General features: G+C 68.3%; 20 protein-coding genes and 1 riboswitch. Of the genes, 12 read left to right on the forward strand and 8 right to left on the reverse strand.

Annotation, left to right across the window (positions count from 1 at the left end):
• Positions 1-5: 5 nt before the first annotated feature.
• The 4 genes from qcrB to ctaE form a co-directional block, all read right to left on the reverse strand.
• Positions 6-1,628 carry a cytochrome bc1 complex cytochrome b subunit gene (gene qcrB, locus C5O27_RS12240; RefSeq protein WP_006356834.1) on the reverse strand — a complete coding sequence of 541 codons (1,623 nt, stop codon included), beginning with the start codon at positions 1,626-1,628 and terminating at the stop codon, positions 6-8.
• Positions 1,625-2,782, reverse strand: coding sequence for a cytochrome bc1 complex Rieske iron-sulfur subunit (gene qcrA / locus C5O27_RS12245; protein ID WP_006356835.1), 1,158 nt, complete (start codon positions 2,780-2,782; stop codon positions 1,625-1,627). Before qcrA ends, qcrB begins: the two co-directional genes overlap by 4 nt.
• Entirely contained in the window at positions 2,779-3,630 is an 852-nt protein-coding gene (qcrC, locus tag C5O27_RS12250) for a cytochrome bc1 complex diheme cytochrome c subunit (RefSeq protein ID WP_006356836.1), read from the reverse strand. The genes qcrA and qcrC overlap by 4 nt, the downstream gene beginning before the upstream one ends.
• 91 nt (positions 3,631-3,721) lie before the next feature.
• The gene (gene ctaE, locus C5O27_RS12255; protein ID WP_075864057.1) at positions 3,722-4,333 is read right to left on the reverse strand and encodes an aa3-type cytochrome oxidase subunit III; all 612 of its coding nucleotides are present in this window, start codon (positions 4,331-4,333) and stop codon (positions 3,722-3,724) included.
• A gap of 168 nt (positions 4,334-4,501) precedes the next feature.
• Here ctaE and C5O27_RS12260 point away from each other — a divergent pair, with 168 nt between their 5' ends.
• Both C5O27_RS12260 and trpD read left to right on the forward strand, forming a co-directional pair.
• On the forward strand, positions 4,502-4,999 hold the full coding sequence (locus C5O27_RS12260; RefSeq protein ID WP_006356838.1) for a hypothetical protein: 498 nt from the start codon (positions 4,502-4,504) through the stop codon (positions 4,997-4,999).
• 11 nt (positions 5,000-5,010) lie between these two features.
• On the forward strand, positions 5,011-6,087 hold the full coding sequence (gene trpD / locus C5O27_RS12265) for an anthranilate phosphoribosyltransferase (RefSeq protein ID WP_006356839.1): 1,077 nt from the start codon (positions 5,011-5,013) through the stop codon (positions 6,085-6,087).
• On the opposite strand, the gene C5O27_RS12270 is transcribed toward trpD, so the two are convergent.
• Positions 6,084-6,362, reverse strand: coding sequence for an Lrp/AsnC family transcriptional regulator (locus C5O27_RS12270; RefSeq protein ID WP_005200119.1), 279 nt, complete (start codon positions 6,360-6,362; stop codon positions 6,084-6,086). The genes trpD and C5O27_RS12270 overlap by 4 nt on opposite strands.
• Positions 6,359-8,224, reverse strand: a complete 1,866-nt coding sequence (locus C5O27_RS12275; protein ID WP_006356840.1) for a DEDD exonuclease domain-containing protein — start codon at positions 8,222-8,224, stop codon at positions 6,359-6,361. Before C5O27_RS12275 ends, C5O27_RS12270 begins: the two co-directional genes overlap by 4 nt.
• A gap of 333 nt (positions 8,225-8,557) precedes the next feature.
• Between C5O27_RS12275 and C5O27_RS12280 the strand changes: the two genes are divergently transcribed.
• The 5 genes from C5O27_RS12280 (at position 8,558) to C5O27_RS12300 (ending at position 13,575) form a co-directional block, all read left to right on the forward strand.
• Entirely contained in the window at positions 8,558-8,788 is a 231-nt protein-coding gene (locus C5O27_RS12280) for a hypothetical protein (RefSeq protein WP_230461808.1), read from the forward strand.
• 107 nt (positions 8,789-8,895) lie between these two features.
• A riboswitch (cyclic di-AMP (ydaO/yuaA leader) is annotated at positions 8,896-9,126 on the forward strand.
• A 17-nt stretch (positions 9,127-9,143) separates the two neighbouring features.
• On the forward strand, positions 9,144-9,824 hold the full coding sequence (locus tag C5O27_RS12285; RefSeq protein ID WP_006356842.1) for a C40 family peptidase: 681 nt from the start codon (positions 9,144-9,146) through the stop codon (positions 9,822-9,824).
• 167 nt (positions 9,825-9,991) lie between these two features.
• Complete coding sequence (locus C5O27_RS12290; protein WP_040003903.1) at positions 9,992-11,041, forward strand: C40 family peptidase; 1,050 nt, start codon at positions 9,992-9,994, stop codon at positions 11,039-11,041.
• A gap of 9 nt (positions 11,042-11,050) precedes the next feature.
• Positions 11,051-12,451 carry a gluzincin family metallopeptidase gene (locus tag C5O27_RS12295; protein WP_127962821.1) on the forward strand — a complete coding sequence of 467 codons (1,401 nt, stop codon included), beginning with the start codon at positions 11,051-11,053 and terminating at the stop codon, positions 12,449-12,451.
• Positions 12,451-13,575, forward strand: a complete 1,125-nt coding sequence (locus tag C5O27_RS12300; protein ID WP_127962822.1) for a glycosyltransferase family 4 protein — start codon at positions 12,451-12,453, stop codon at positions 13,573-13,575. The genes C5O27_RS12295 and C5O27_RS12300 overlap by 1 nt, the downstream gene beginning before the upstream one ends.
• Positions 13,576-13,935: 360 nt before the next feature.
• On the opposite strand, the gene C5O27_RS12305 is transcribed toward C5O27_RS12300, so the two are convergent.
• Together C5O27_RS12305 and C5O27_RS12310 are read right to left on the reverse strand one after the other, a co-directional pair.
• Positions 13,936-14,883, reverse strand: a complete 948-nt coding sequence (locus tag C5O27_RS12305) for an NADP-dependent oxidoreductase (protein ID WP_127962823.1) — start codon at positions 14,881-14,883, stop codon at positions 13,936-13,938.
• 114 nt (positions 14,884-14,997) lie between these two features.
• Positions 14,998-16,806, reverse strand: a complete 1,809-nt coding sequence (locus C5O27_RS12310; RefSeq protein ID WP_127962824.1) for an AMP-dependent synthetase/ligase — start codon at positions 16,804-16,806, stop codon at positions 14,998-15,000.
• A 108-nt stretch (positions 16,807-16,914) separates the two neighbouring features.
• Between C5O27_RS12310 and C5O27_RS12315 the strand changes: the two genes are divergently transcribed.
• The 5 genes from C5O27_RS12315 to C5O27_RS12335 all read left to right on the forward strand — a co-directional run bounded on the left by C5O27_RS12315 (position 16,915) and on the right by C5O27_RS12335 (position 20,625).
• Positions 16,915-17,355, forward strand: a complete 441-nt coding sequence (locus C5O27_RS12315; protein ID WP_127962825.1) for a hypothetical protein — start codon at positions 16,915-16,917, stop codon at positions 17,353-17,355.
• Positions 17,355-17,792, forward strand: coding sequence for an SRPBCC family protein (locus tag C5O27_RS12320; protein WP_127962826.1), 438 nt, complete (start codon positions 17,355-17,357; stop codon positions 17,790-17,792). The genes C5O27_RS12315 and C5O27_RS12320 overlap by 1 nt, the downstream gene beginning before the upstream one ends.
• A 20-nt stretch (positions 17,793-17,812) precedes the next feature.
• Positions 17,813-19,006, forward strand: coding sequence for an ArsA family ATPase (locus C5O27_RS12325; RefSeq protein WP_127962827.1), 1,194 nt, complete (start codon positions 17,813-17,815; stop codon positions 19,004-19,006).
• 180 nt (positions 19,007-19,186) lie between these two features.
• Positions 19,187-19,621 (forward strand): hypothetical protein, encoded by a 435-nt coding sequence (locus C5O27_RS12330; RefSeq protein WP_006356852.1) that lies wholly within the window; start codon positions 19,187-19,189, stop codon positions 19,619-19,621.
• Positions 19,621-20,625 carry an ROK family protein gene (locus C5O27_RS12335; RefSeq protein WP_006356853.1) on the forward strand — a complete coding sequence of 335 codons (1,005 nt, stop codon included), beginning with the start codon at positions 19,621-19,623 and terminating at the stop codon, positions 20,623-20,625. Before C5O27_RS12330 ends, C5O27_RS12335 begins: the two co-directional genes overlap by 1 nt.
• Positions 20,626-20,669: the final 44 nt, after the last annotated feature.

Consider the following 20,669-nt stretch of genomic DNA (forward strand, 5'->3'; position numbering starts at 1 on the left):
GGTTACTACTCGTCGAAGGGATTGCCACCCTTGGCCTGGAGATCGCGAAGAGCCTTGCGCTCCGCAGCCTCGAGCTCGTGCTCGACCTCGACGTGGCGCAACTGCTCCTCCGGCGGGTCGGCGGTCAGGATCGAACCCGTACCCGGGGCACCCGCGGAGCCGAGCTTGTTCATCCGCTTCGGCAGTGCGGCACCCTCGTAGGGGAGCGGGATCGGGTGACCGTGGCTGTCGACCGGGCCGAGCGGCTGGTGCAGCTCGATGTACTCACCCTGCGGCAGGCGCTTGATGATGCCGGTCTCGATGCCGTGTGCCAGGACCTCGCGGTCGCTGCGCTGCAGCGAGATCGCCCAGCGGTATGCGATGAAGTACACCAGCGGCGGCAGGATGATCAGACCGATTCGACCGATCCACGTCGTCGCGTTGAGCGAGATGTGGAACTTGAACGCGATGATGTCGTTCATGCACGCCAGCGTCAGCAGGATGTAGAACGAGAACGCCATCGCACCGATCGCGGTACGCACCGGGGTGTCACGCGGACGCTGCAGCAGGTTGTGGTGAGCGTCGTCGCCGGTGAGCCTCTTCTCGATCCACGGGTAGGCGAACATCAGACCGAACATGATGGTCATGATCAGGACGACCCAGTTCGACATCACCACGGTGTAGTTGCCGAGGTACAGCTCCCATGCCGGGAACAGACGGATCAAACCGTCGGTCCATTGCATGTAGATGTCCGGCTGCGAGCCTGCTGACACCTGTGCCGGGTTGTACGGGCCGATGTTCCAGACCGGGTTGATCTGGAATATGCCGGCCATGATGGCCAGCACACCGGTGACGAAGGCGAACATCGCGCCGGCCTTGGCCGCGAACACCGGCATGATCCGGACACCGACGACGTTCTTCTCGGTGCGGCCGGGGCCGGGGAACTGCGTGTGCTTCTGGTACCAGACGAGCGCCAGGTGAGCGCCGATCAGAGCCAGGATGATGCCCGGGAAGAGCAGGATGTGCAGCACGTACAGGCGCGGGATGATGATGTCGCCGGGGAAGTCCCCGCCGAACAGCGCCCAGTGAATCCAGGTACCGACGACCGGGATGCCGAGGACGATGCCGCTCATCGCGGCGCGGACGCCGGTGCCCGAGAGCAGGTCGTCGGGGAGCGAGTAGCCGAAGAAGCCCTCGAACATGGCCAGGATCAGCAGCAGGCAGCCGATGATCCAGTTGGCCTCACGCGGCCGGCGGAACGCACCGGTGAAGAAGATGCGCGCCATGTGGATGATGATCGACGCGGCGAACAGCAGTGCTGCCCAGTGGTGGATCTGGCGGACGAACAGGCCACCGCGAACCTCGAAGGAGAGGTCCAGGGTGGTCTCGTACGCCTTGGTCATCATGACGCCGTTGAGCGGCTGGTACGCGCCGTCGTAGACGACCTGCGTCATCGACGGATCGAAGAACAGCGAGAGATAGACACCCGAGATCAGCAGGATGATGAAGCTGTAGAGCGCGATCTCACCCAGCATGAACGACCAATGGGTGGGGAACACCTTGTTGATCTGGCGACGCATACCCGCGGCGAGGTGATACCGCGAGTCCACTTCCTCGGCTTGTGTGCCGAGACGGTCTGCGATGGTCATGACTTACGCTCCCAGAATGCCGGTCCGACGGGCTCGATGAAGTCGCCTGCCGCAACGAGGTAACCCTCGTTGTTCACCGTGATCGGCAGCTGTGCGAGAGCGCGGGCAGCCGGTCCGAAGATCGGCTTGGCGTACTCGAGCGCGTCGAACTGCGACTGGTGGCAGGGACACAGGATGCGATTGCTCCGCTGCTCGTACAGCGAGGCGGGGCAACCGAGGTGGCTGCAGACCTTGGTGAAGGCGAAGTAGTCACCGTAGTTGAAGCTCTCCTGACCCTGGCGCTTGATGGCGCGGGCCGCGTCCTCGGGACGCAGGCGGATGAGCATGACGGGGTTGCGGACCTCGTGCAGGCTCTCCATCAGCGCGTGACGGGAGTGCTCGGTCTCGCCGAACCCGTTGGAACGACGCCACGGGAAGACGGTCTCCATGCCGCCGGCGTCGAGATCCTCGGGACGGACCAGGGCGACCTGGTACGGATTGCCCGTGTCGCGACGCAGGTAGATCGTCTCGTTGGGGTCGGCCTTCGAGTTGTAGATCGGCGACCAGCCCGAGTGCCACAGGGGAGAGTTCTCCCGCTCGGCCCACGGGTTCTTGATGAAGCCACCGAGGAAGGCGACGAGACCGGTCAGCGCGAAGGCGCCCAGACCGAAACCGGCCGAACCGATGAGCATCTTGCGACGACCCAGGGTCGAGGTGGTGCCGGTGTCCTGCAGGAGTCCGACGATCGTCTTCTTGTCGATCTCGGCCGAACCGCCGTCGTGGCGGTCCTGGACGGAGATCTCCGACGGGATGAACTTCTTGGTGATCAGGATCATCGCGATGCCGATGGCGAGCACCGAGAGACCGAACGTCGCGCCGAGAAGCGGCGTGTTGAACGTGTACCACCAGTAGTTCGGGTCGTCCGGAAGGGCGAATTCCCAATGGTTGAACAGGAAGATGCCCAGGCAGGCGAGGGCGGAGATGCCGGCGATCGTGAACCAGATCGCGACCTGGCGCTCGGCGCGCTTCTCGACCTTCGTACCCGGCTCGGGGTACCGCTCGGCCCGATGGATGATCTCGACACCGTCGAGATTGGTACCGAGTTTGACGAGCTCCTCGGTGCTCATCTGCTCCAGTTCGTCCCTCGACGGGACGTCCTTGTCACTGCCGCTCATGCTCGAGATCCCATCCACATGGCGCCTGCGACGATGGCGATGACGCCGACAAACCACATCACCATGCCCTCGCTGACCGGCCCGAAGCCGCCCAGTCCGAGTCCGCCGCTGGGCTGGGCCTCGGTCACGTACTTGACGTAGGCGATGATGTCTTTCTTTTCCTCCGGATTCAGCTGCCGGTTCGAGAACTTGGGCATGTTCTGCGGGCCGGTCAGCATCGCGGTGTAGATCTGCGCCTCGTCGACTCCGTCGAGCACGGGTGCGTACTTACCCGAGGACAGGGCGCCGCCACGACCGGTGAAGTTGTGGCAGGACGCGCAGTTGAGGCGGAACAGCTCACTGCCTCGACCGATGCTGTCGCCGCGGAGTGAACTCGAGGCGACCTCGCCGTTGGCGTCACGCGGGACCTGCGGTCCGCCGCCCTCGGCCTGGATGAAGGCGCCGAGCTGGTCGATCTGTTCGGTGGTGAACTTGGCGGGCTTGCGCTGCGCCTGTGCCTCACCACGCGCGGCCGGCATACGGCCGGTCGACACCTGGAAGTACACGGCGGCATCGCCGACGCCGAGCAGTGCGGGACCACGATCGACGACACCTTGGAGGTTGGCGCCGTGACAGGTGATGCACGAGGTCTCGTAGAGCTTGCGGCCGTCGTTGATCATCGCGGCGTTGCTCTCGTCGGCCACCGCGACCTGGGGGTCGGGGGTGAGAACCGAGGCGAGCACACCGGCCATGACCAGACCGGCCAGCAGCACGATGGTACCGCTTGCGCGGCGACGGAGCTTGCGTCGGGCCTTGGCGCGGCGGGTGTCGGTGCCGCTGTCCGACGGTCGCGGTGGAGATGAACTCATCTGTGACTCTCTACTAAGCGGGACGGAGTGGAGATCTAGAGCGAGCTGCGCTCTGAGGTGGCGGATCGCGCGTCGCGCGGGGTCGACGGGGTCATCGGATGAAGTAGATCGTGACGAACAGTCCGATCCAGACGATGTCGACGAAGTGCCAGTAGTAGGAGACAACGATTGCGGCGGTTGCCTGCGCCGGGGTGAACTTCGAGAGCTTGGTGCGGATGAGCAGGTAGACGAAGGCGATCAGTCCGCCAATGACGTGGAGGCCGTGGAAGCCTGTCGTCATGTAGAAGACCGAGCCGTACGCATCCGAGGCCAGGGTCGTGCCGTGGCCGACGAGCACGGTGTACTCGTACGCCTGACCGAGGACGAAGATCGTGCCCATGATGAGGGTGATCACGTACCAGCGGCGGAGGCCGAAGACGTCACCGCGCTCAGCGGCGAAGACGCCCATCTGGCAGGTCACCGACGAGAGGATCAGCACCGTCGTCACCGGGATGGCGAGGGCGAGATTCAACTCGGTCGGTGGCGGCGGCCACCCGACGGCGGAGTTGGCCCGGGCGACGAAGTACATCGCGAAGAGGCCAGCGAAGAACATGAGCTCACTGGACAGCCAGACGATCGTGCCGACGCTGACCATGTTGGGCCGGTTCAGCGAGTGCACGCGCGAGGTTATCGCAGTCCCTGAGGTACCTACAGCGCTTGTCACATGTGAAGTATGACGGTTCGTAGTAAGCGGTGGCCACCCGGGTCGGATATTGGGTTCGCCTTTTTATTCCGCTGCAGGTCGGGGGCCATGTCATGTCGTCTCCGGCGTGTCCGCACACCCTCTCCGACGCTCTGTTCCCGTCCATGACGCGGTGGCTACGGTGAGTTCATGTCGAGTTCGGATTCCTCCGGTCCCCGCGACCTCAACGGGCGGGTCGTCGCCCGGGGTCGCCTGGCGCGCCTGCGATCCCGGCTGCGGGGCGGTGGCGGCACCGGCCCGCTCGGGCTCGCCGACGACGTGGTGGTCGTCGCCGGCTCGGACGACGACGCGATCGCCTCGTCGACGGCCCTCGACGCGTCGTCGTGGCGGGCCGAGGAAGAGGTCATCCTCCGCCACGATCTGGAGGTGCCCGCGGATCGGCTCGCCGACGCCGCCGCGGTGGCCGCTCTCGACGGGTACGAGGTGGTCGACGACGAGCGTTGGGGGCCGCGGCCGCAGACCGTCGACGATCGGCTCGAGGTTCTCGTCTTGGCGCGGGTCCAGTTGCTCGACGCCATGCATCTGTCCCAGGAACGGTCCCGGATGGCGAGTCTGGGCTCCCGCCACGGCGGAATCGCACGACGATGGTCCGTACTGCAGCGTCCGCCGGGCGGGGCGGGGCACTAGGCTCTCTGCCTGTGAGTACCGCACAGTCTGCCTTCACCTGGCCGCAGATCCTCGGCAAGATCACCGATCGCATCGACCTGTCCGCCGAAGAGGCGGGGTGGGCGATGAACGAGATCATGACCGACAGCGCCAGCGGCGCCCAGATCGCCGCCTTCGGTGTCGGCGTGAAGATGAAGGGCGCGGCGCCCGGCGAACTCGTCGGGCTGGCGCAGGCGATGCTCGACCATGCGACGCTCGTCGAGGTGAGCCGTCCGGCGGTCGACGTGGTCGGCACCGGCGGCGACCGGTCGCACACCGTCAACATCTCCACGATGACCTCGATCGTGATCGCGGCCGCCGGAGTCCCGGTCGTGAAGCACGGGAACCGCGCGGCGTCGTCGAAGAGCGGCGGTGCCGACGTACTCGAGGCGCTCGGGGTGGACATCACCCTGTCGGCCGACGCGGTCGCGCAGTGTGTGGAGGAACTGGGCATCGGGTTCTGCTTCGCGCCGGTGTTCCACCCGGCCTTCCGGTTCACGGGGCCGCCGCGCAAGGAGATCGGCATCCCGACCGTGTTCAACGTGCTCGGACCGCTGACGAATCCGGCCCGGCCCACCTCCGGCCTCATCGGCTGCGCCTTCGCCGACCTCGCCCCGGTTCTCGCCAGCGCGTTCGCCGATCGCGGCGGCTCGGCTCTGGTGGTGCGCGGCGACGACGGCCTCGACGAACTCACCACGACCACCACCTCGACGGTGTGGCAGGTCGTCGGCGGCCAGGTGTCCCAGCTCAGCATCGACCCGGCCGATCTCGGCATCGCTCGCGTGGAGCTGTCCGCGCTGCAGGGCGGCGATGCGGTCGCGAACGCTGCTATCGCGCGCGAATTGTTCTCGGGGACAACAGGTCCCGTACGCGACGCGGTGTTGCTGAACTCCGCCGGCGCGATCGTGGCGTTCGAACAGCAGGGCCCGATGACCTCGGTCGAGCTGACCGAGGCGCTCGGCGCCGCCAAGGATCGCGCCGCCGACGCCATCGACTCGGGTGCGGCGGCGGCGCTGCTCGACCGATGGGCCGCGCTCAGCACTCAGCTGGGGGCGGCCGCCCGCGGTTAGTTCTCGCCGATCGAGAAGCCACCCTCCACGTCCGAGCTGGAGTAGCTGCGGAACGCGATGTGGGTGGCGGACTTGAGCACTCCGGGCAGTCGGTTGATCTGCCCGGTCACCACGGATGCGATGTGCTCGTGATCGCGGACGCGGATCTTCGCGATGAGGTCGACGTCGCCCGCGCAGGAGTACACCTCTTCGACGCCGGCGATGTCGGCCACGGCCTGAGCGGTCTCCGGGATCTGGTGGATGTCGGCCTGGATGAGGACGATGGCAGTGATCATGGCGCAAGCCTAGTGGCCACGAGCTCGCGGATCGGCGAGTGCTGCGCCGCCCGTGGTGTCCGGTGCACAACGGCGCGGGCTACGGAGCGGGCGTCTCGCGCGGATTGTGACCAGCCGCGCCGGCGTTCGGCGCAACCCGCCGGGAGTGCCACGGGATCAGTGGTGGACACGATGCGGGCCCCGGGTTCGGTCATCCACCGATAGATCAGTGCGACCTCCTCGGCCGGGGCTCCGCGCAGCGGCCCGGGCTCGGGGATGACCGTCTCGGCGGCGGCGACGAGAGCGTCGACGACCGGCATGGGGGAGACGCCCCGCCGTGCACGCCCGGCCGCCGCGAGCCGTCCGTGACGGACGACGGCGAAATGCCAGCCGCGCTCCTCATCGGGACGGGCGACGACGATTTCGGCGATCGCGCACAGTGCGGCCAGCCGCTGACACCGCGCCAGGGCGTCGATGGTCAGCGCGAGCCGGTCGCGATGGCGGGCGGCGGTCTCGAACATCTGCGCCTCGGAGAGTTCGGCGAGGCGCGCGGTCAGCTCGTCGAGGAGGTCGTCGGTCTCCCCGCGCATCAGCCGGCGGGCCGCGGTCACGCGCGGCAGGTAATCCGGGACGGTCTGGGGTTGCGCCGCGGCGGCATGGCATCCCCCGGGCTGACGGACGCCATCGGGAGTGGGGCACCAGTGGTACCCGGTGGCGCCGAGGCGCTTGGTGCACGTGCGCAGTCCGGCGGCCGCGGCGATCACGTCGGCCACCGTCGCCGCGTTGTTGCGGTTGCCCACCGGACCGATGGATTCGTCGGTGGGCGTGCGGCTCACCTTGAGGCGCGGGAAGCGCTCCTCGGTGAGCGTCACCCACCATCCCTTGTGGGGCTGCGTCGAACGCCGGTTGTAGGCCGGCGCGTGGGCAGCGAGCAATCGCAGCTCGCGGACGGCCGCCTCGAGCGCGTGAGAACACTCGACGACGTCGACGCGCTCGGCCAGCAGGACCATCTCGGTGATGCGGCGTCGGGGATCGCTGCCGGAGAAATAGGAACGGACGCGGCGTCGGAGGTCCACCGCGGTGCCGACATAGAGGACCTCGTTCGACGGTCCGCGGAAGAGATAGACGCCCGGCCGCGCGGGCACACGGTCGGCCATCTGACGTTTGGCCCGCAGGCGCGGATCGGTGCGCGGCAGATAGGAGGTGAGTTCCCCGACCGTCGAGATGCCCTGATTCCCGACGCGCTCGAGGAGACGGTGGAAGACCTCGACGGTGGCGCGGGCGTCGTCCAGGGCCCGGTGGGTCGGACGGACCGAGACGTCGAAGAGTTCGGCGAGTGCGCTCAGCTTGACCGTGGGCGCCTCGTCGCGGGGCAGGATGCGACGGGCCATCGTCACGGTGCAGAGGCTGAGGCTGAACGGCCAGTCCAGGTGGAGCCGGAGGGCGTTCTGCCGCAGGAACCCCATGTCGAAGCGCGCGTTGTGGGCGACCAGGATCGCGCCGCGGGCGAACTCGAGGAACGAGGGCAGCACAGATTCGATCCGGGGGGCGTCGGTGACCATCGCCGTCGTGATCCCCGTGAGCGTGACGATCTGCGGAGGGATGGGCCGGCCGGGATCGACGAGGGTGGCGAACTCGCCGATCACCTCGCCGCCGCGGATCTTCACCGCGCCGATCTCGGTGATGCGGTCGCCTGCGGGATTCGAGCCGGTGGTCTCGAGGTCGACGACGACGAGCGTGGTGTCGAACAGAGCGCGATCGCTGAACTCGCTCGACATGGCGTCGCCGCCGGTGGCCTGGTCGGCGGCCTCGAGATCCGCGAAGGTCAGCTGTCCCGAGATCACCTGTCCTGCGGCTGCACCGCCACCATCCCTGCGCGTCACGAGGCGAACATTAGTTCGACGCACCGACACGGCGGATGTGACACCCCGATCGTTCGTTCCGTTTCGGTCCCGGGGCCGCGGCGCGGACGTACGCCGACGTCACCTGTTACTCGTGTGACGCATGTGTCGAACACTGTGCGAGCGAGTTTGTCGGTGGTGGTCCCTAGTCTCCATCTCGAAGTGAGAGATCGACGCCGACGGCGCCGAAATCGCCCGCCGTGACCCGCCCGATCCGGAGTTCAAACGCCTCCGGCGGCCAGATGAGATGGAGATCACACGATGCATGTCGACTGCGCAACCTGCCCGGCCCGCCCCGTCGCCTGTGACGGGTGCATGATGACCGTGCTTTTCGGTGGCCCGAACTGGGACGATGCACCCGTTGAAGGTGGAGCTTCGGTAACGGTGCAGGCCCTCGACGACGATGCGGAACTGGACCTCGCGATCGATGTGTTGCAGTCGGCTGCAATGGTCACCAGTGCCGCTGCACGATCTGCAAGAACCGATAAAACTGCACGTCAGAAGCCATTTCGCGTCATCTCGTCGACCGAACTCCGGGCGGGCTGAGAAGCGGTGGCGAACTGCGTGTCCGGTGCCTAGTGGACACAGCGCCGACGATTTCGTAACCTTTCTGAGACCTTTGCGGAGCGTCCCGCTTCAACAGAAGTGGTCCGCACAAGTCACCGCTCAATCGCCCTCACGGGCGAACCGGGGAACCACTTACTTCGGGCAGCGCGGCCAGGGATGTCGGTACTGACACGACCAGCTGAGACTGTCCCGATCGGGGTGAATCGCGTCAACGCGCAAACGTGTCCTTCTGGGATACGGCTGTGCCGAAAACGCGTAGGGCCACTCTTCCGGCCCGAACCCGACAGCTAACTCGGTCGGCGGTACAGGGAGAAACTGAAGGAGAACTCGCTTCGTGGCCAAACATCGTTTGGAACAGCCCAATCGTGGGAGCACGGTTGCCAAGAAGGCGGTGATCGCTGGATCGATCACGCTCGGTTCGCTCGCTGCCGCGGCCGGCCCTGCTCTTGCAGCCCCGGTCCACACCCCGCTCGGTACCTTCGAGATCCCGGCACTGCCCGGTGAGCAGAAGGCCCCGGAAGCGGCCCCGGCACCCAAGCCCGTCGCGAAGTCGCCGGCTGCCACGGTCGAGATCCCCAACGTCGGCCAGTTCACCATCCCGGGTATCGGTCAGAACCAGATCCCGCAGCAGTTCCGTCCGCATGGTGGCGCCCCCCTCGGGCAGCCTCAGCTGACCGCCGGCCAGAAGGCCGTCAAGGCTGCGGAGAGCAAGATCGGCTCGCCGTACTCGTACGGTTCGGCCGGCCCCAACGCCTTCGACTGTTCGGGTCTCGTCTACTGGTCCTACAAGCAGGCCGGCAAGAACATCCCCCGTGACAGCTACGGCCAGCTCGGTGGCGGGCGCGCGGTCTCCTACAGCGAGGCCAAGCCGGGCGACGTGATGATCTTCAACGGTGGCGGCCATGCCGGCATCTACGTCGGAAACGGACAGTTCGTCCACTCCTCGACCTACGGCACGCCCGTGAAGCGTGACGCGGTCAAGGAATGGCAGCTCACCGGTATCCGGCGGTACTGAGACCAACTGAACAAGAGCATCAGGAGAGGGCGGGTCGCGAGCTTTGTGCGATCCGCCCGATCCAGTCTCGGGGGCCATCGGGGGAACTTAGGGTGGTCCGCGGGGGAGGAACGAAGCGGTAGAGGAGTGACTGGACCGTGCTTTCCGGGGAGGGACTAGTGAACGCGATGCGTCTGCGCGCTCGATCGGGCCCGATGATGCTCGCCTTGTGTCTGCTGGCGGCGATCGTGACCGTCGTCCCGCTGACGACCGGCGGCGTCGGGCAGGCCCAGGCCGCGCCCGCGCGATCGGCGGATCAGCTTCTCGATCGATACAAACAGCTCGGCACCGAGGCCGAGAAGACCACCGAGGCGATGCACAACGCCAAGATCGAGTACGACAAGCAGCGCTCGATCGTTGCGCAGGCCAAGCGGGCCGCGGCCGACGCCCAGCGCAAACTCGACATCAGCCGTGAGCAGCTCGCCTCCTACCAGGCCAGGGTCGACGCCATCGTGCGCGCCAGCTACCAGGGCGCCCGCGTCAGCGGTCTCTACGCGGTGATGGTCAGCGACTCGCCCCAGGCGCTGCTCGACCAGATGTCGGGACTCGACATGATCTCGCGGCAGGCCGCTTCCGACCTGACCGCCATCAAGAAGGTCCGCGCCCGCACCGCGGCCGCCAAGAAGGACGCCGACCAGACCGCACTCGCGGCGTCGGAGGCCGTCTCGCGCGCCGAACGGGTCCGCGGAGACCTCCAGACCAAGCAGGCCGACCTGCAGATGCAGGCGATCCAGATCCGCGCGATCTACCAGTCGATGACCGGCAAGCAGCTCGCCGCCCTCCTCGGTCCGAAGTTCGACTTCGACCCGCGGATCGTCCCCAAGGGCACCGCCGCCGCACTCGTCGCGGTCCAAGCCGCGCTGACGCGCATCGGCGATCCCTACGTGTGGGGCGCGACCGGCCCGAGCTCGTTCGACTGCTCGGGTCTGATGGTGTGGGCCTACAAGCAGGCCGGCAAGACCCTCCCGCGGTCGAGTGAGGCGCAGTTGGCCGGCGGTCAGCCGGTGTCCCGCGAGGACCTCAAGGCCGGCGACCTGGTCATCTACTACCCGGACGCCCACCACGTCGGGATGTACGTCGGTGACGGATACGTCATCCACGCCTCGACCTTCGGTGTCCCGGTCAAGGTCGTCCCGCTCGACGAGGCCGGTCCGTTCAACTCCGGCCGTCGGTTCTAGACTCCACTGGTGGTTTCACTCCGCGGGCGTTGGCGCCCGACGCTCGCGTCCGCGGTCGTGCTGCTCATCGGTGTGACCACCGGATGCGGCGGCCAGGAGCCGTCCGCGGCCGACGGGTCGATCTCCCGTGGCAGCCCCTCGACGACGTCGACCCCGGCCAATCCCTACGAACAACAGCGTGCCGAGGGCGTGACGCGCCTGCTGGACGACCTCACCGCGACGATCACCTCCGGGGAGGTGCAGAAGATCGGGTCGCTGCTCGACGAGGCGGCGACCCCGGCGTTCGAGAATCGCTGGGTCACCGCGGCGGAGAACTTCCGTCCCCGGCAGTTTGTCCGCGGAGACTCCGACGGTCGGTTGCAGTTCGCCCGTTTCCGCTACCAGCTGGCCCCCACGGAGGAGGCCGAGGCACTGGTACCCGCCGAAGTCCAAGGCCTTCTCGACGCGAACGGTAGTTCGGACGCCTGGGTGGCGCCGGTGGAGCTGCGCTACGCCCTCGGTGGTGAACGCGCACCCGGTGTCGACGAACCCGAGGTCGTCGTGACGACCCAGTTCGTGGTCGCCCGCTACGGCGACGAGTGGAAGCTCGTCGGCGACACGGGGGCACTCGGCGGGGAGCCGACCCCGCCCCAGCTGTGGGAACTGCCCGGACTGTCTGTCTCCGACGCCGCCACCGCCGGCGGGACGTCGGTGATCGCCCGCTATCTCCGCACCAGCCCGGCTTCGGCGAACCTGCGCAAGCTGCTGCCCGACGCCGTCGACGCGGTGACCGCTTTCTGGGGAGAGTCCTGGGATCGGCGCGCCGTGCTCGTGACCACCTCCGACCAGGACGAGTTCGCCGCCCTGGTCGGGCAAGGCGGCGCGATAGGTGCGGCGGCCGCGGCGACCGTCTACAGCCGGGTGGATTTCCCTCGGCGCACCGCCATCGGCCAGCGCGTGGTCTTCACCCCGGCCGCCGATGATCTGGCCCCGCCGACGCTCGCCGTCGTGTTGCGTCACGAACTCACGCATGTTGCGGCCCGCGCGCAAACGGCTCTCGACGCCCCCCTCTGGATCACCGAGGGAGTGGCCGAATATGTCGGCCGCAAGGGCACATATCGCCGCCTCGCGGACGCTGCGCCCGACCTGACCGAGACGGTCCGGGCGGGAAACACTCCCACCGCGCTGCCGGACGATGCTGCCTTCGCGATGGACGGCCCGACCTCGCAGCTCGCCTACCAGAGCGCATGGTCGATGGCCGCGTACGTCGCCGATCGTTACGGGGAGGAGCGCCTGAAGCGGTTCTATCTCGGGGTCGCGGCGACCGCCGACCCGGCTCGCCAGGATGCGGCCATCCGGGCCGCGCTCGGTGTCAGCCGCTACGAGCTCATCACCGGATGGGGTAAATGGCTCGACGGGCAGGTCGGCTGATGGCGCGAACCCTGTTGATCACCAATGACTTTCCGCCCCGACCGGGCGGTATCCAGTCGTACCTGCAGAACCTGGTCGATCTCCTCCCGCCGGAGGACATCGTCGTCTATGCGCCGCGGTGGCGCGGCCGATCGCACATCGACTTCGACGCCGAGGCGCCCTACCGGGTGTACCGCCATCGCACGACGCTGATGTTGCCGACCCCGTTTGTCGCCCGGCGTGCAGCGGAGATCGTTCGGCGCGAGCAGATCTCGACGGTCTGGTTCGGGGCGGCCGCGCCGCTGGCCGTCCTCGCGCCCGCGATGCGGCGCGCTGGTGCACAGCGCATCCTCGCGAGCACCCATGGTCACGAAGTCGGCTGGTCGATGCTCCCCGTTGCGCGTCAGGTCCTGGGCCACATCGGTCGCCACACCGACGTCATCACCTTCGTCAGCCGGTACACCCGAGGTCGATTCGCGTCGGCCTTCGGTGCGCACGCGGCACTGGAATACCTGCCGCCCGGCGTCGACGTCGCGCGGTTCTCGCCCGATCCTGTTCTGCGGCAGAAGTTCCGGGACCGCCACGAACTGGGGGACCGGCCGACGATCCTGTGCCTGTCGCGCCTCGTGCCGCGCAAGGGACAGGACGTGCTGATCCGGGCGCTGCCGCTCATCCGTCGAACGATGCCCGACGCCGTCCTGGTGATCGTCGGCGGAGGGCCGTACGCGGAGAAGCTGCATGCACTGGCGACGCGGACCGGTGTCGAGGACCAGGTGATCTTCACGGGATCGGTTCCGGCCGAGGAACTCTCGGCGTACCACAACATCGCCGACGTCTTCGCGATGCCGTCCCGCACGCGCGGGGGAGGACTCGACGTCGAAGGACTCGGGATCGTCTACCTCGAGGCGTCGGCCACAGGCGTGCCGGTGGTCGCCGGCCTGTCCGGCGGCGCGCCGGAGACGGTCGTCGAGGGTGTCACCGGCACGACGGTCGACGGCACCGACGTCGACGCCGTCGCGATGGCGATCCTGTCGATCCTGGGCGACCGGGCCACTGCCGCCGAGATGGGTGCCGCGGGACGACGTTTCGTCGTCGACAACTGGCAGTGGAGTCAGATGGCCGCCCGGTTGCGCCAATTGCTCTGAGGCACTGAGCCCCTGGGCCTCTTGGCTGCTGAAATGCACCCCTGAAAAGCGCCCCCGGTTTCCGCCCCGCGTCGAGAACCGCCCCCGAAAAGCGCCCCCGGTTTCCGCGCGGCGTCGAGAACCGCCCCCGAAAAGTGCCCTCCACAGCACTGCCGGCATATCACTCGCGGTGCGGCGCTGGAGGGCGGAGATCAGGGGCGCTTCTCGGGCCGGGGCGGATTCGAGGGGCGGAAATCGGGGGCGCTTCTCGGGCCGGGGCGGATTCGAGGGGCGGAAATCGGGGGCGCTTCTCGGGCCGGGGCGGATTCGAGGGGCGCTTTTCAGCGGGCCGACGCCTGGCCAGGCCGGTCCGTCGCCGAATTACGCCTCGGTCGACACCTGTACGACGATCTTCCCGCGCACGTGCCCGGACTGGCTGCGCTCGTGGGCGGCGGAAGCGTCGGCCAGGTCGAAGACCTCGGCGATCTCCGGCTCGAGCTCGCCCGCGTCGCCGAGCCGGGCCAGAGCGGCGAGATCCGCGGAGTCGGGGCGGACCCAGACGTACTCGCCCCCGAACTCGTCACGCGCCCGAGCATCGGTGATGGAGGCGACGGTACCGCCGTCGCGCAGCACGCCCGGCACCGAGTCGAGTGCGTCACCACCGACATAGTCGAGGACGACGTCGACGCCGTCGGGAGCGAGCTCACGTACGCGTTCGGCCAGGCCATCGCCGTACGTGGTGGGCTCGGCGCCGAGGGCTCGGAGGTAGTCGTGATTGGCTCCCGAGGCGGTGCCGATCACCCGTGCGCCCAGAGACCGCGCGATCTGGACCGCGAACGATCCGACGCCGCCCGCGGCGGCATGAACCAGCACGGTGTGGCCCGACTGCACGCCGGCCCGTCGAATGGTCTGATACGCCGTCAGTCCGGCGAGCGGAACGGCCGCGGCCTCCTCGAACGTCCAGGCGGCCGGCTTGTGTGCGAGTGTCCGGACCGGTGCGGAGACGAGATCGGCGAACGCACCGCCGGCGACCTCGCCGCCGACGAGGTCCTTACGGACGTAACCGAACACCTCGTCGCCGACCTGGAACTCCGGTGTGTCCAGCCCGACCTGTTCGACGACGCCCGCCACATCCCAACCCGGAACCACCGGGAACACGGTGTCCAGGACCTCGGCGAGGTGCCCCTCCCGGATCTTCCAATCCACCGGGTTGACACTCGATGCGCGCACTCGGACCAGTACGGAGTCGGGACCGACCTTGGGGGTGGGGAGATCGGTGATCTCCAGGACATCAGGGCCGCCGAATCGGCTGTAGGTGATCGCTCGCATGGTGGCACCAACGGGTGCCCGGACGTATTGATTCCATGACCCGCCCGCGAGTGCCGGGAACCGATCGCGCCGACACCCGGCCCAGACGGCGGCGCCGGGACGCGACGCCGCGGCTCACCGCTGGTAGATCGCCTCGATGTCGACCGAGAACTTCTCGACGACCACGTTGCGCTTCACCTTCAGGGTCGGCGTCATCTCGCCGGTCTCCTCGGTGAAGTCCGACGGCAGGATGCGGAACTTCTTGATCCCCTCAGCGCTCGAGACGGTCTTGTTGGCCGAGTCGACGGCCGCCTGGACCTCGGCGAGGAGTTCGGCATCGTCGATGAGATCGGCGACGGTGGCGTCGGCGGGCTTGCCGTTGCGCTCCCTCCACGCCGGGAAGGCCTCCGGGTCGATGGTGATGAGCGCGGCCACGAACGGTTTCGCATCCCCGACGACCATCGCCTGCGAGATGAGGGCGTTGGCGCGGATGACGTCCTCGAGCCCGGCGGGGGAGACGTTCTTGCCGCCCGCGGTCACGATGAGTTCCTTCTTACGGCCGGTGATGGTGATGAAACCCTCGGCGTCGACGGTGCCGAGATCGCCGGTGTGGAACCAGCCGTCGACGATCGCGGAGGCCGTCGCCTCCGGGTTCTGCCAGTACTCGGAGAACACGACCCCGCCCTTGAGGAGGATCTCGCCGTCCTCGCCGACGCGGACGGCGTTGCCCGACAACGGCTTTCCGACGGTGCCGATCTTCCACGCCGACGGGGTGTTCACGCTGAACGCGGCCGTCGTCTCGGTGAGGCCGTAGCCCTCGAACACCGGGATGCCGACGCCGGAGAAGAAATGGCCCAAGCGCGCGCCGAGCGGGCCGCCGCCGGAGATCGCCATGCCGCACTCGCCGCCAAGGGCGGTGCGCAGCTTCTTGTAGACCAGTGCATCGAACACGGCGTGCTTGAGTTTGAGTGCCAGACCGATCTGGCCCTGTTCGCGCGCCTCGGAGTAGGAGATCGCGGTCTCCGCGGCGGCGTCGAAGATCTTGCCCTTGCCCCCATCGTGGGCCTTCTGACGCGCAGAGTTGTAGACCTTCTCGAACACTCGCGGCACGGAGAGGATCAGAGACGGTTTGAAAACCGCGAACTCGTCCACGAGGGTCTTGATGTCACTGGTGTGCCCGACCTCGAAGCCGGCCTCGATCGCGACGAGGGTTATCGCGCGGGCGAGCACGTGCGCGAGCGGCAGGAACATCAGCAGGCGCTTCTGGTCGAGCTTGATGAGGTCGTCGAGGAGGTCGCCGGCGAGGACGGCACGCACCTCGGAGAGCATGTTCGCGTGGGTCAGCTCGCATCCCTTGGGGCGGCCGGTGGTGCCCGAGGTGTAGATCAGGGTGGCCGGGTCGCCGGAGCCGAGGGTCGAACGGCGCTTGATGACCTCGTCGTCGTGGACCTCGGCACCGGCGGCGACGAGTTCGTCGAGCGCGCCGGGCGCGTCGGAGCGGTCGATTTGGAAGACCGTGACCGGCTCGGTGAGCGAGTCGATGGATTCGAAGGCGGCACGGTGGCCGTCGTCCTCGAGGATGATCGCGACGGCGCCGGAATCGCGCACGATCCACTCGATCTGGCTCGCCGAGGACGAGTCGTAGATCGGCACGGTGATCGCGCCGGCCGACCAGATGGCGAAGTCGAAGAGATTCCACTCGAGGCGGGTGCGGGAGAGGAGGGCGACGCGGTCGCCCGGGTTGACGCCGGAGGCGATCAGACCCTTGGCGATCGACGAGATGCGTGCTGCGGCATCGGCAGCGGTGATGGGCGTCCACTCGCCGCCCTGCTTCTGGCGGAACACGACGTGCTGAGGTGATCGCTGTGCCAGGTCGAAAATGATGTTCGTGCAGTTCTCGTCATCGGCGATCGAGAACTTCGCAGGCACGCTGTACTCACTCATCGCGGTTTCCCTCCAGTAGATGCCGTTGTGCCGATCGTATCCCTGCCGGGAAACGCGACGTCCACCCCACCGCCGTTCGGGTGCACTACCCTGCGCCCACACGAGTATGTGAAGCTAGTGGGCGTGACGAGCATCCAGGTGGCCGACGAGGTCTTCGTCGCCGCGGCACCACGCCTGGCCGCAGCCGTGGTCGGCGACCCCGCCAACTGGCGGCGATGGTGGCCAGACCTGCGTCTGGCGGTCACCGAAGACCGTGCGGAGCAAGGGGTCCGGTGGCGGGTCGACGGGCCGGTGGCCGGGACGATGGAGATCTGGAACGAAGCGGTCCTCGACGGCTTCATCCTCCATTACTTCCTCCACGCCGAACCGGCAGGCCCTCTGCCCGGTGAACGGGGAGACGACCCTCGCGCCCGCGCCGACGCGCTGGCGGAGGAGAACAAGCGCCGCCGCGTGGCGGGCAAGGACATGTCCTTCGACGTGAAGCGACTCCTCGAGGACGGTCGCCACGTCGGCGGGCCCGCGGTCGCGGCGCCGGCGGAGGCCGTGTGATGGCCGATCACACCGAACGCGACATCGTCATCGGCGCCGACGCCGAGGACATTCTCGCCGTCATCTCTGATTTCGAGCACTACCCGGACTGGGTCACCGCGGCGCGCGAGGTCGAGGTGCTGCGCACCGACGACGCCGGGCGTGCGCTCGAGGTGCGCTTCGTGCTCGACGCCGGTGTCCTGCAGGACACGTATGTGCTTGCCTACGAGTGGGATTCGGACGGGACCTCGGTCTCGTGGCGGCTGGTCTCCAGCGATCTGCAGAAGGACCAGCGCGGTCGCTACAGTCTGACCCAGCAGGTTCCGGGTTCGACCAAGGTCACCTATGAGCTCATGGTCGATCTGCAGGTACCGATGATCGGACAGCTGAAACGCCGTGCGGAGAAGGCGATCACCGAGGCCGCGCTGCACGACCTGAAGAAGAGGGTCGAAGGCTGATCGATCTCACCCCCATACATGTGGTGCTCGGTCCGGGAGGCTCCGGCGTCTCCGCTGTCGCCGCCGCGGCGGCCTCCCAGCGGCCCAGCGCTCCTCGGGATTCCCGTCATGCCGTCACCCGGCCGGAGCAGCACACGCTGCTCATCACCATCGACCGCTGGTCGCCGGTACACGACTGGGCCCGGGTCTACCGGCAGCCCGGTGAGCCGGTGGCGGTGTCGAAGTTCCTGCACCTGCTGACCCTCGACCGACTGGATCTGACCGAGCGCACCTGGTCGGCGTTCGTCGACCTCCTCGAGCACACCGCGGGCCGCAGCAAGGCCGTCCTGCCCGGGGTGGGGACCCTCGCCGGCATCGACGCCGCGGAGCTCACCTCGCTTCCGGGTATCGACGACTTCCTGCTGCTGCGGCGCATCCGCGACGAGGCGACGAGCGGTCGGTGGCAACGGATCATCGTCGACTGTTCGGGGTGTGGCGACCCGCTGCAGTTCCTGCGCGGGGGATCTGTCCTGAGTCAGGCGCTCAACCGTTTCTGGCCGCGGCACCGCCGCCTCGCGACGGCGTCCGAGCGGCCGGTGATGGCCCAGCTGACCGCCGCTGTCGACGCCATCGACCGCGACTGTGCCGATGTCGCAGAGCTGTTCGCCGACGCGCATGCGGTTGCCGTCCATCTGGTGCTCGGCTCCGACGACCGTGCCCGCCGCCTCGCGGATCACTATGTCGCCGGGGCCGACGTCATGGGACTGCCGCTGACGTCGGTCCAGGTGAACCGTGGCGTGGGTGCGGAGTCCCCCGAGGACCTCGCCGCACACGTCGAGGCGTTGCTCGACGGCCCCGACGGTTGCCGCGGCGTAAGGGTGGCCCTGGTGGACCGGTCCGCCGAGACGATCGATCGCATGGCCCGGCTGCGCAAGCTCGCGGTCCGGCTGCCCGATCCGCACGGCATCGCGCGCGGCTCGGCCGCGTCGGTCGTGGAGACCGTCGCCGGGACCGAGACCGCCTTCCGGTTGTCGTGGCCGCAACGCCTGCCCGAACCGGATTCGCTGGCCCTCGGGCGCAGCGGCGACGACCTGCTCGTGACGATCTCCGGCTTCCGCCATCCGGTGCGTCTGCCGTCGGTGTTGCGCCGGTGCACCGTCGTCGACGCGGCGTGGGAGGACGGGCGGTTGACCGTCGGCTTCGTCCCCGACCCCGCGGTCTGGCCGCGCCGGTAGTCGGCGTCGCACGGCCGCCGGGTAGGTTCGAAGACCGCCCGGCTTGTGGAGAACACAGACTCGTGGAGATCACACGGTCGGCGGCCACACGGTACGGTGCTGGGACGCCCGTCCACCCAGGGTGGCGGGAGCCAGCGGCATGAGGCCTCCGGGTACCAGCGGCGAGGGGAGAGAACGCGAATGGGCACGGACGAGGGGACGTCACGGGGTGACGGGCCCGGTCGTGACGACCGCGGTGCTGCGCAGGGCGATCCGGTCCGGGACCTCTTACTCGGGTTGGCCGGTCAGATCGACGCGCTGGCAGCTCTCTTCGCAGGTGGTCGGCAGGAAGCGACCGCCGCGGCCTCCGGGTATGCCGCCGCGTTCGGCACCGACGGACCCGTCGGTCATGCGCTGGCCGGTGCGTCGGGGGAGATCAGCACGCTGCTGAGTGAGATCGGTGACCTCGTCGCCCGGCTCCTCGCGGCGGTCATCACCGTCCTCGAGGCCATCGCCGAAGCATTGCGGTCAGCCCCCAGCATGGTCTCCGAACCCCGGCACTACGAGCCGATCGCGGTCCGGATCGGCACCTCCCGACGCTCCGACGCACACAGCGGACCCGACGAGGAGCAGTGATGGGTGAGCTGACGATCGGGATCGACATCGGCGGCACCAGCGTGCGGGCGTCGGTGGTCGACGACCGCGGCACGATGCTCGACACCCTGCGCGCCCAGACCCCGTCGACGGTCGAGGCCCTCGAACACTGTCTGGACCGTCTCGTCGGCGAGCTGACCTCGCGCTGGGACGCGAAGGCCGTCGGGCTCGCGATCGCCGGCTTCCTCACCACCGACCGCAGCATCGTCCGGTTCGCACCCCACCTGCCGTGGCGTGAGGCCCCCGTGGCCGAGGACATGACCCGACGCGTCGGCATCCCGGTGTTCGCCGAACACGACGCCAACGCGGCGGCCGTCGCGGAGGTGCGGTTCGGTGCCGCCGCCCGCGGGCACAACACCGTGGTGCTGGCCATCGGTACCGGTATCGGCGCCGGGTTCGTGATCGACGGCGAGATCTACCGCGGGAGCTACGGCGTCGCACCGGAACTCGGACATCTCACGATCGTCCCCGACGGGCGCGCCTGCGCCTGCGGCAAACGCGGTTGCTGGGAACGGTATTGCAGCGGAACGGCTCTGGTCGACACGGTGGTCGAACTGCTGGCCGACGGTGCGCCCGTGAACGGCGACTGGGGACGCAGCCAACTCGCCGCCGACGTGGCCGCCGACCCCGGTTCACTGACCGGACGCCGGGTCGCGGGTGCGGCCGCCGACGGCGACGCGGTGGCCCTGGCGGCCTTCGCCCGCTTCGCGACCTCCCTGGGGCAGGGGCTGGCGATGATCGCCGACATCTTCGACCCCGACCTGATCGTGCTGGCCGGTGGCGTCGGCGCGGCGTCGGGTCTGTTCCTCGACGAGGCCCGCGAACACTACGCGCGTCAGGTCACCGGTGCCGGCCACCGTCAGCTCGCCCGCATCCGCGGCACCCAGCTCGGCGAGACGGCCGGCGTCGTCGGCGCGGCCGAGGTTGCGCGCCAAGGACTTCGGGCTGCGACGAGTCAGTCTGCGCCGCCGTCGGCCGCCCGCTGACCAAACCGGAGAGGTCGGTACGGTCCGACGCAGGTATGGTCTTG

Source organism: Gordonia alkanivorans (genome assembly GCF_004011905.1).
Classification (GTDB): Bacteria; Actinomycetota; Actinomycetes; order Mycobacteriales; family Mycobacteriaceae; genus Gordonia; species Gordonia alkanivorans.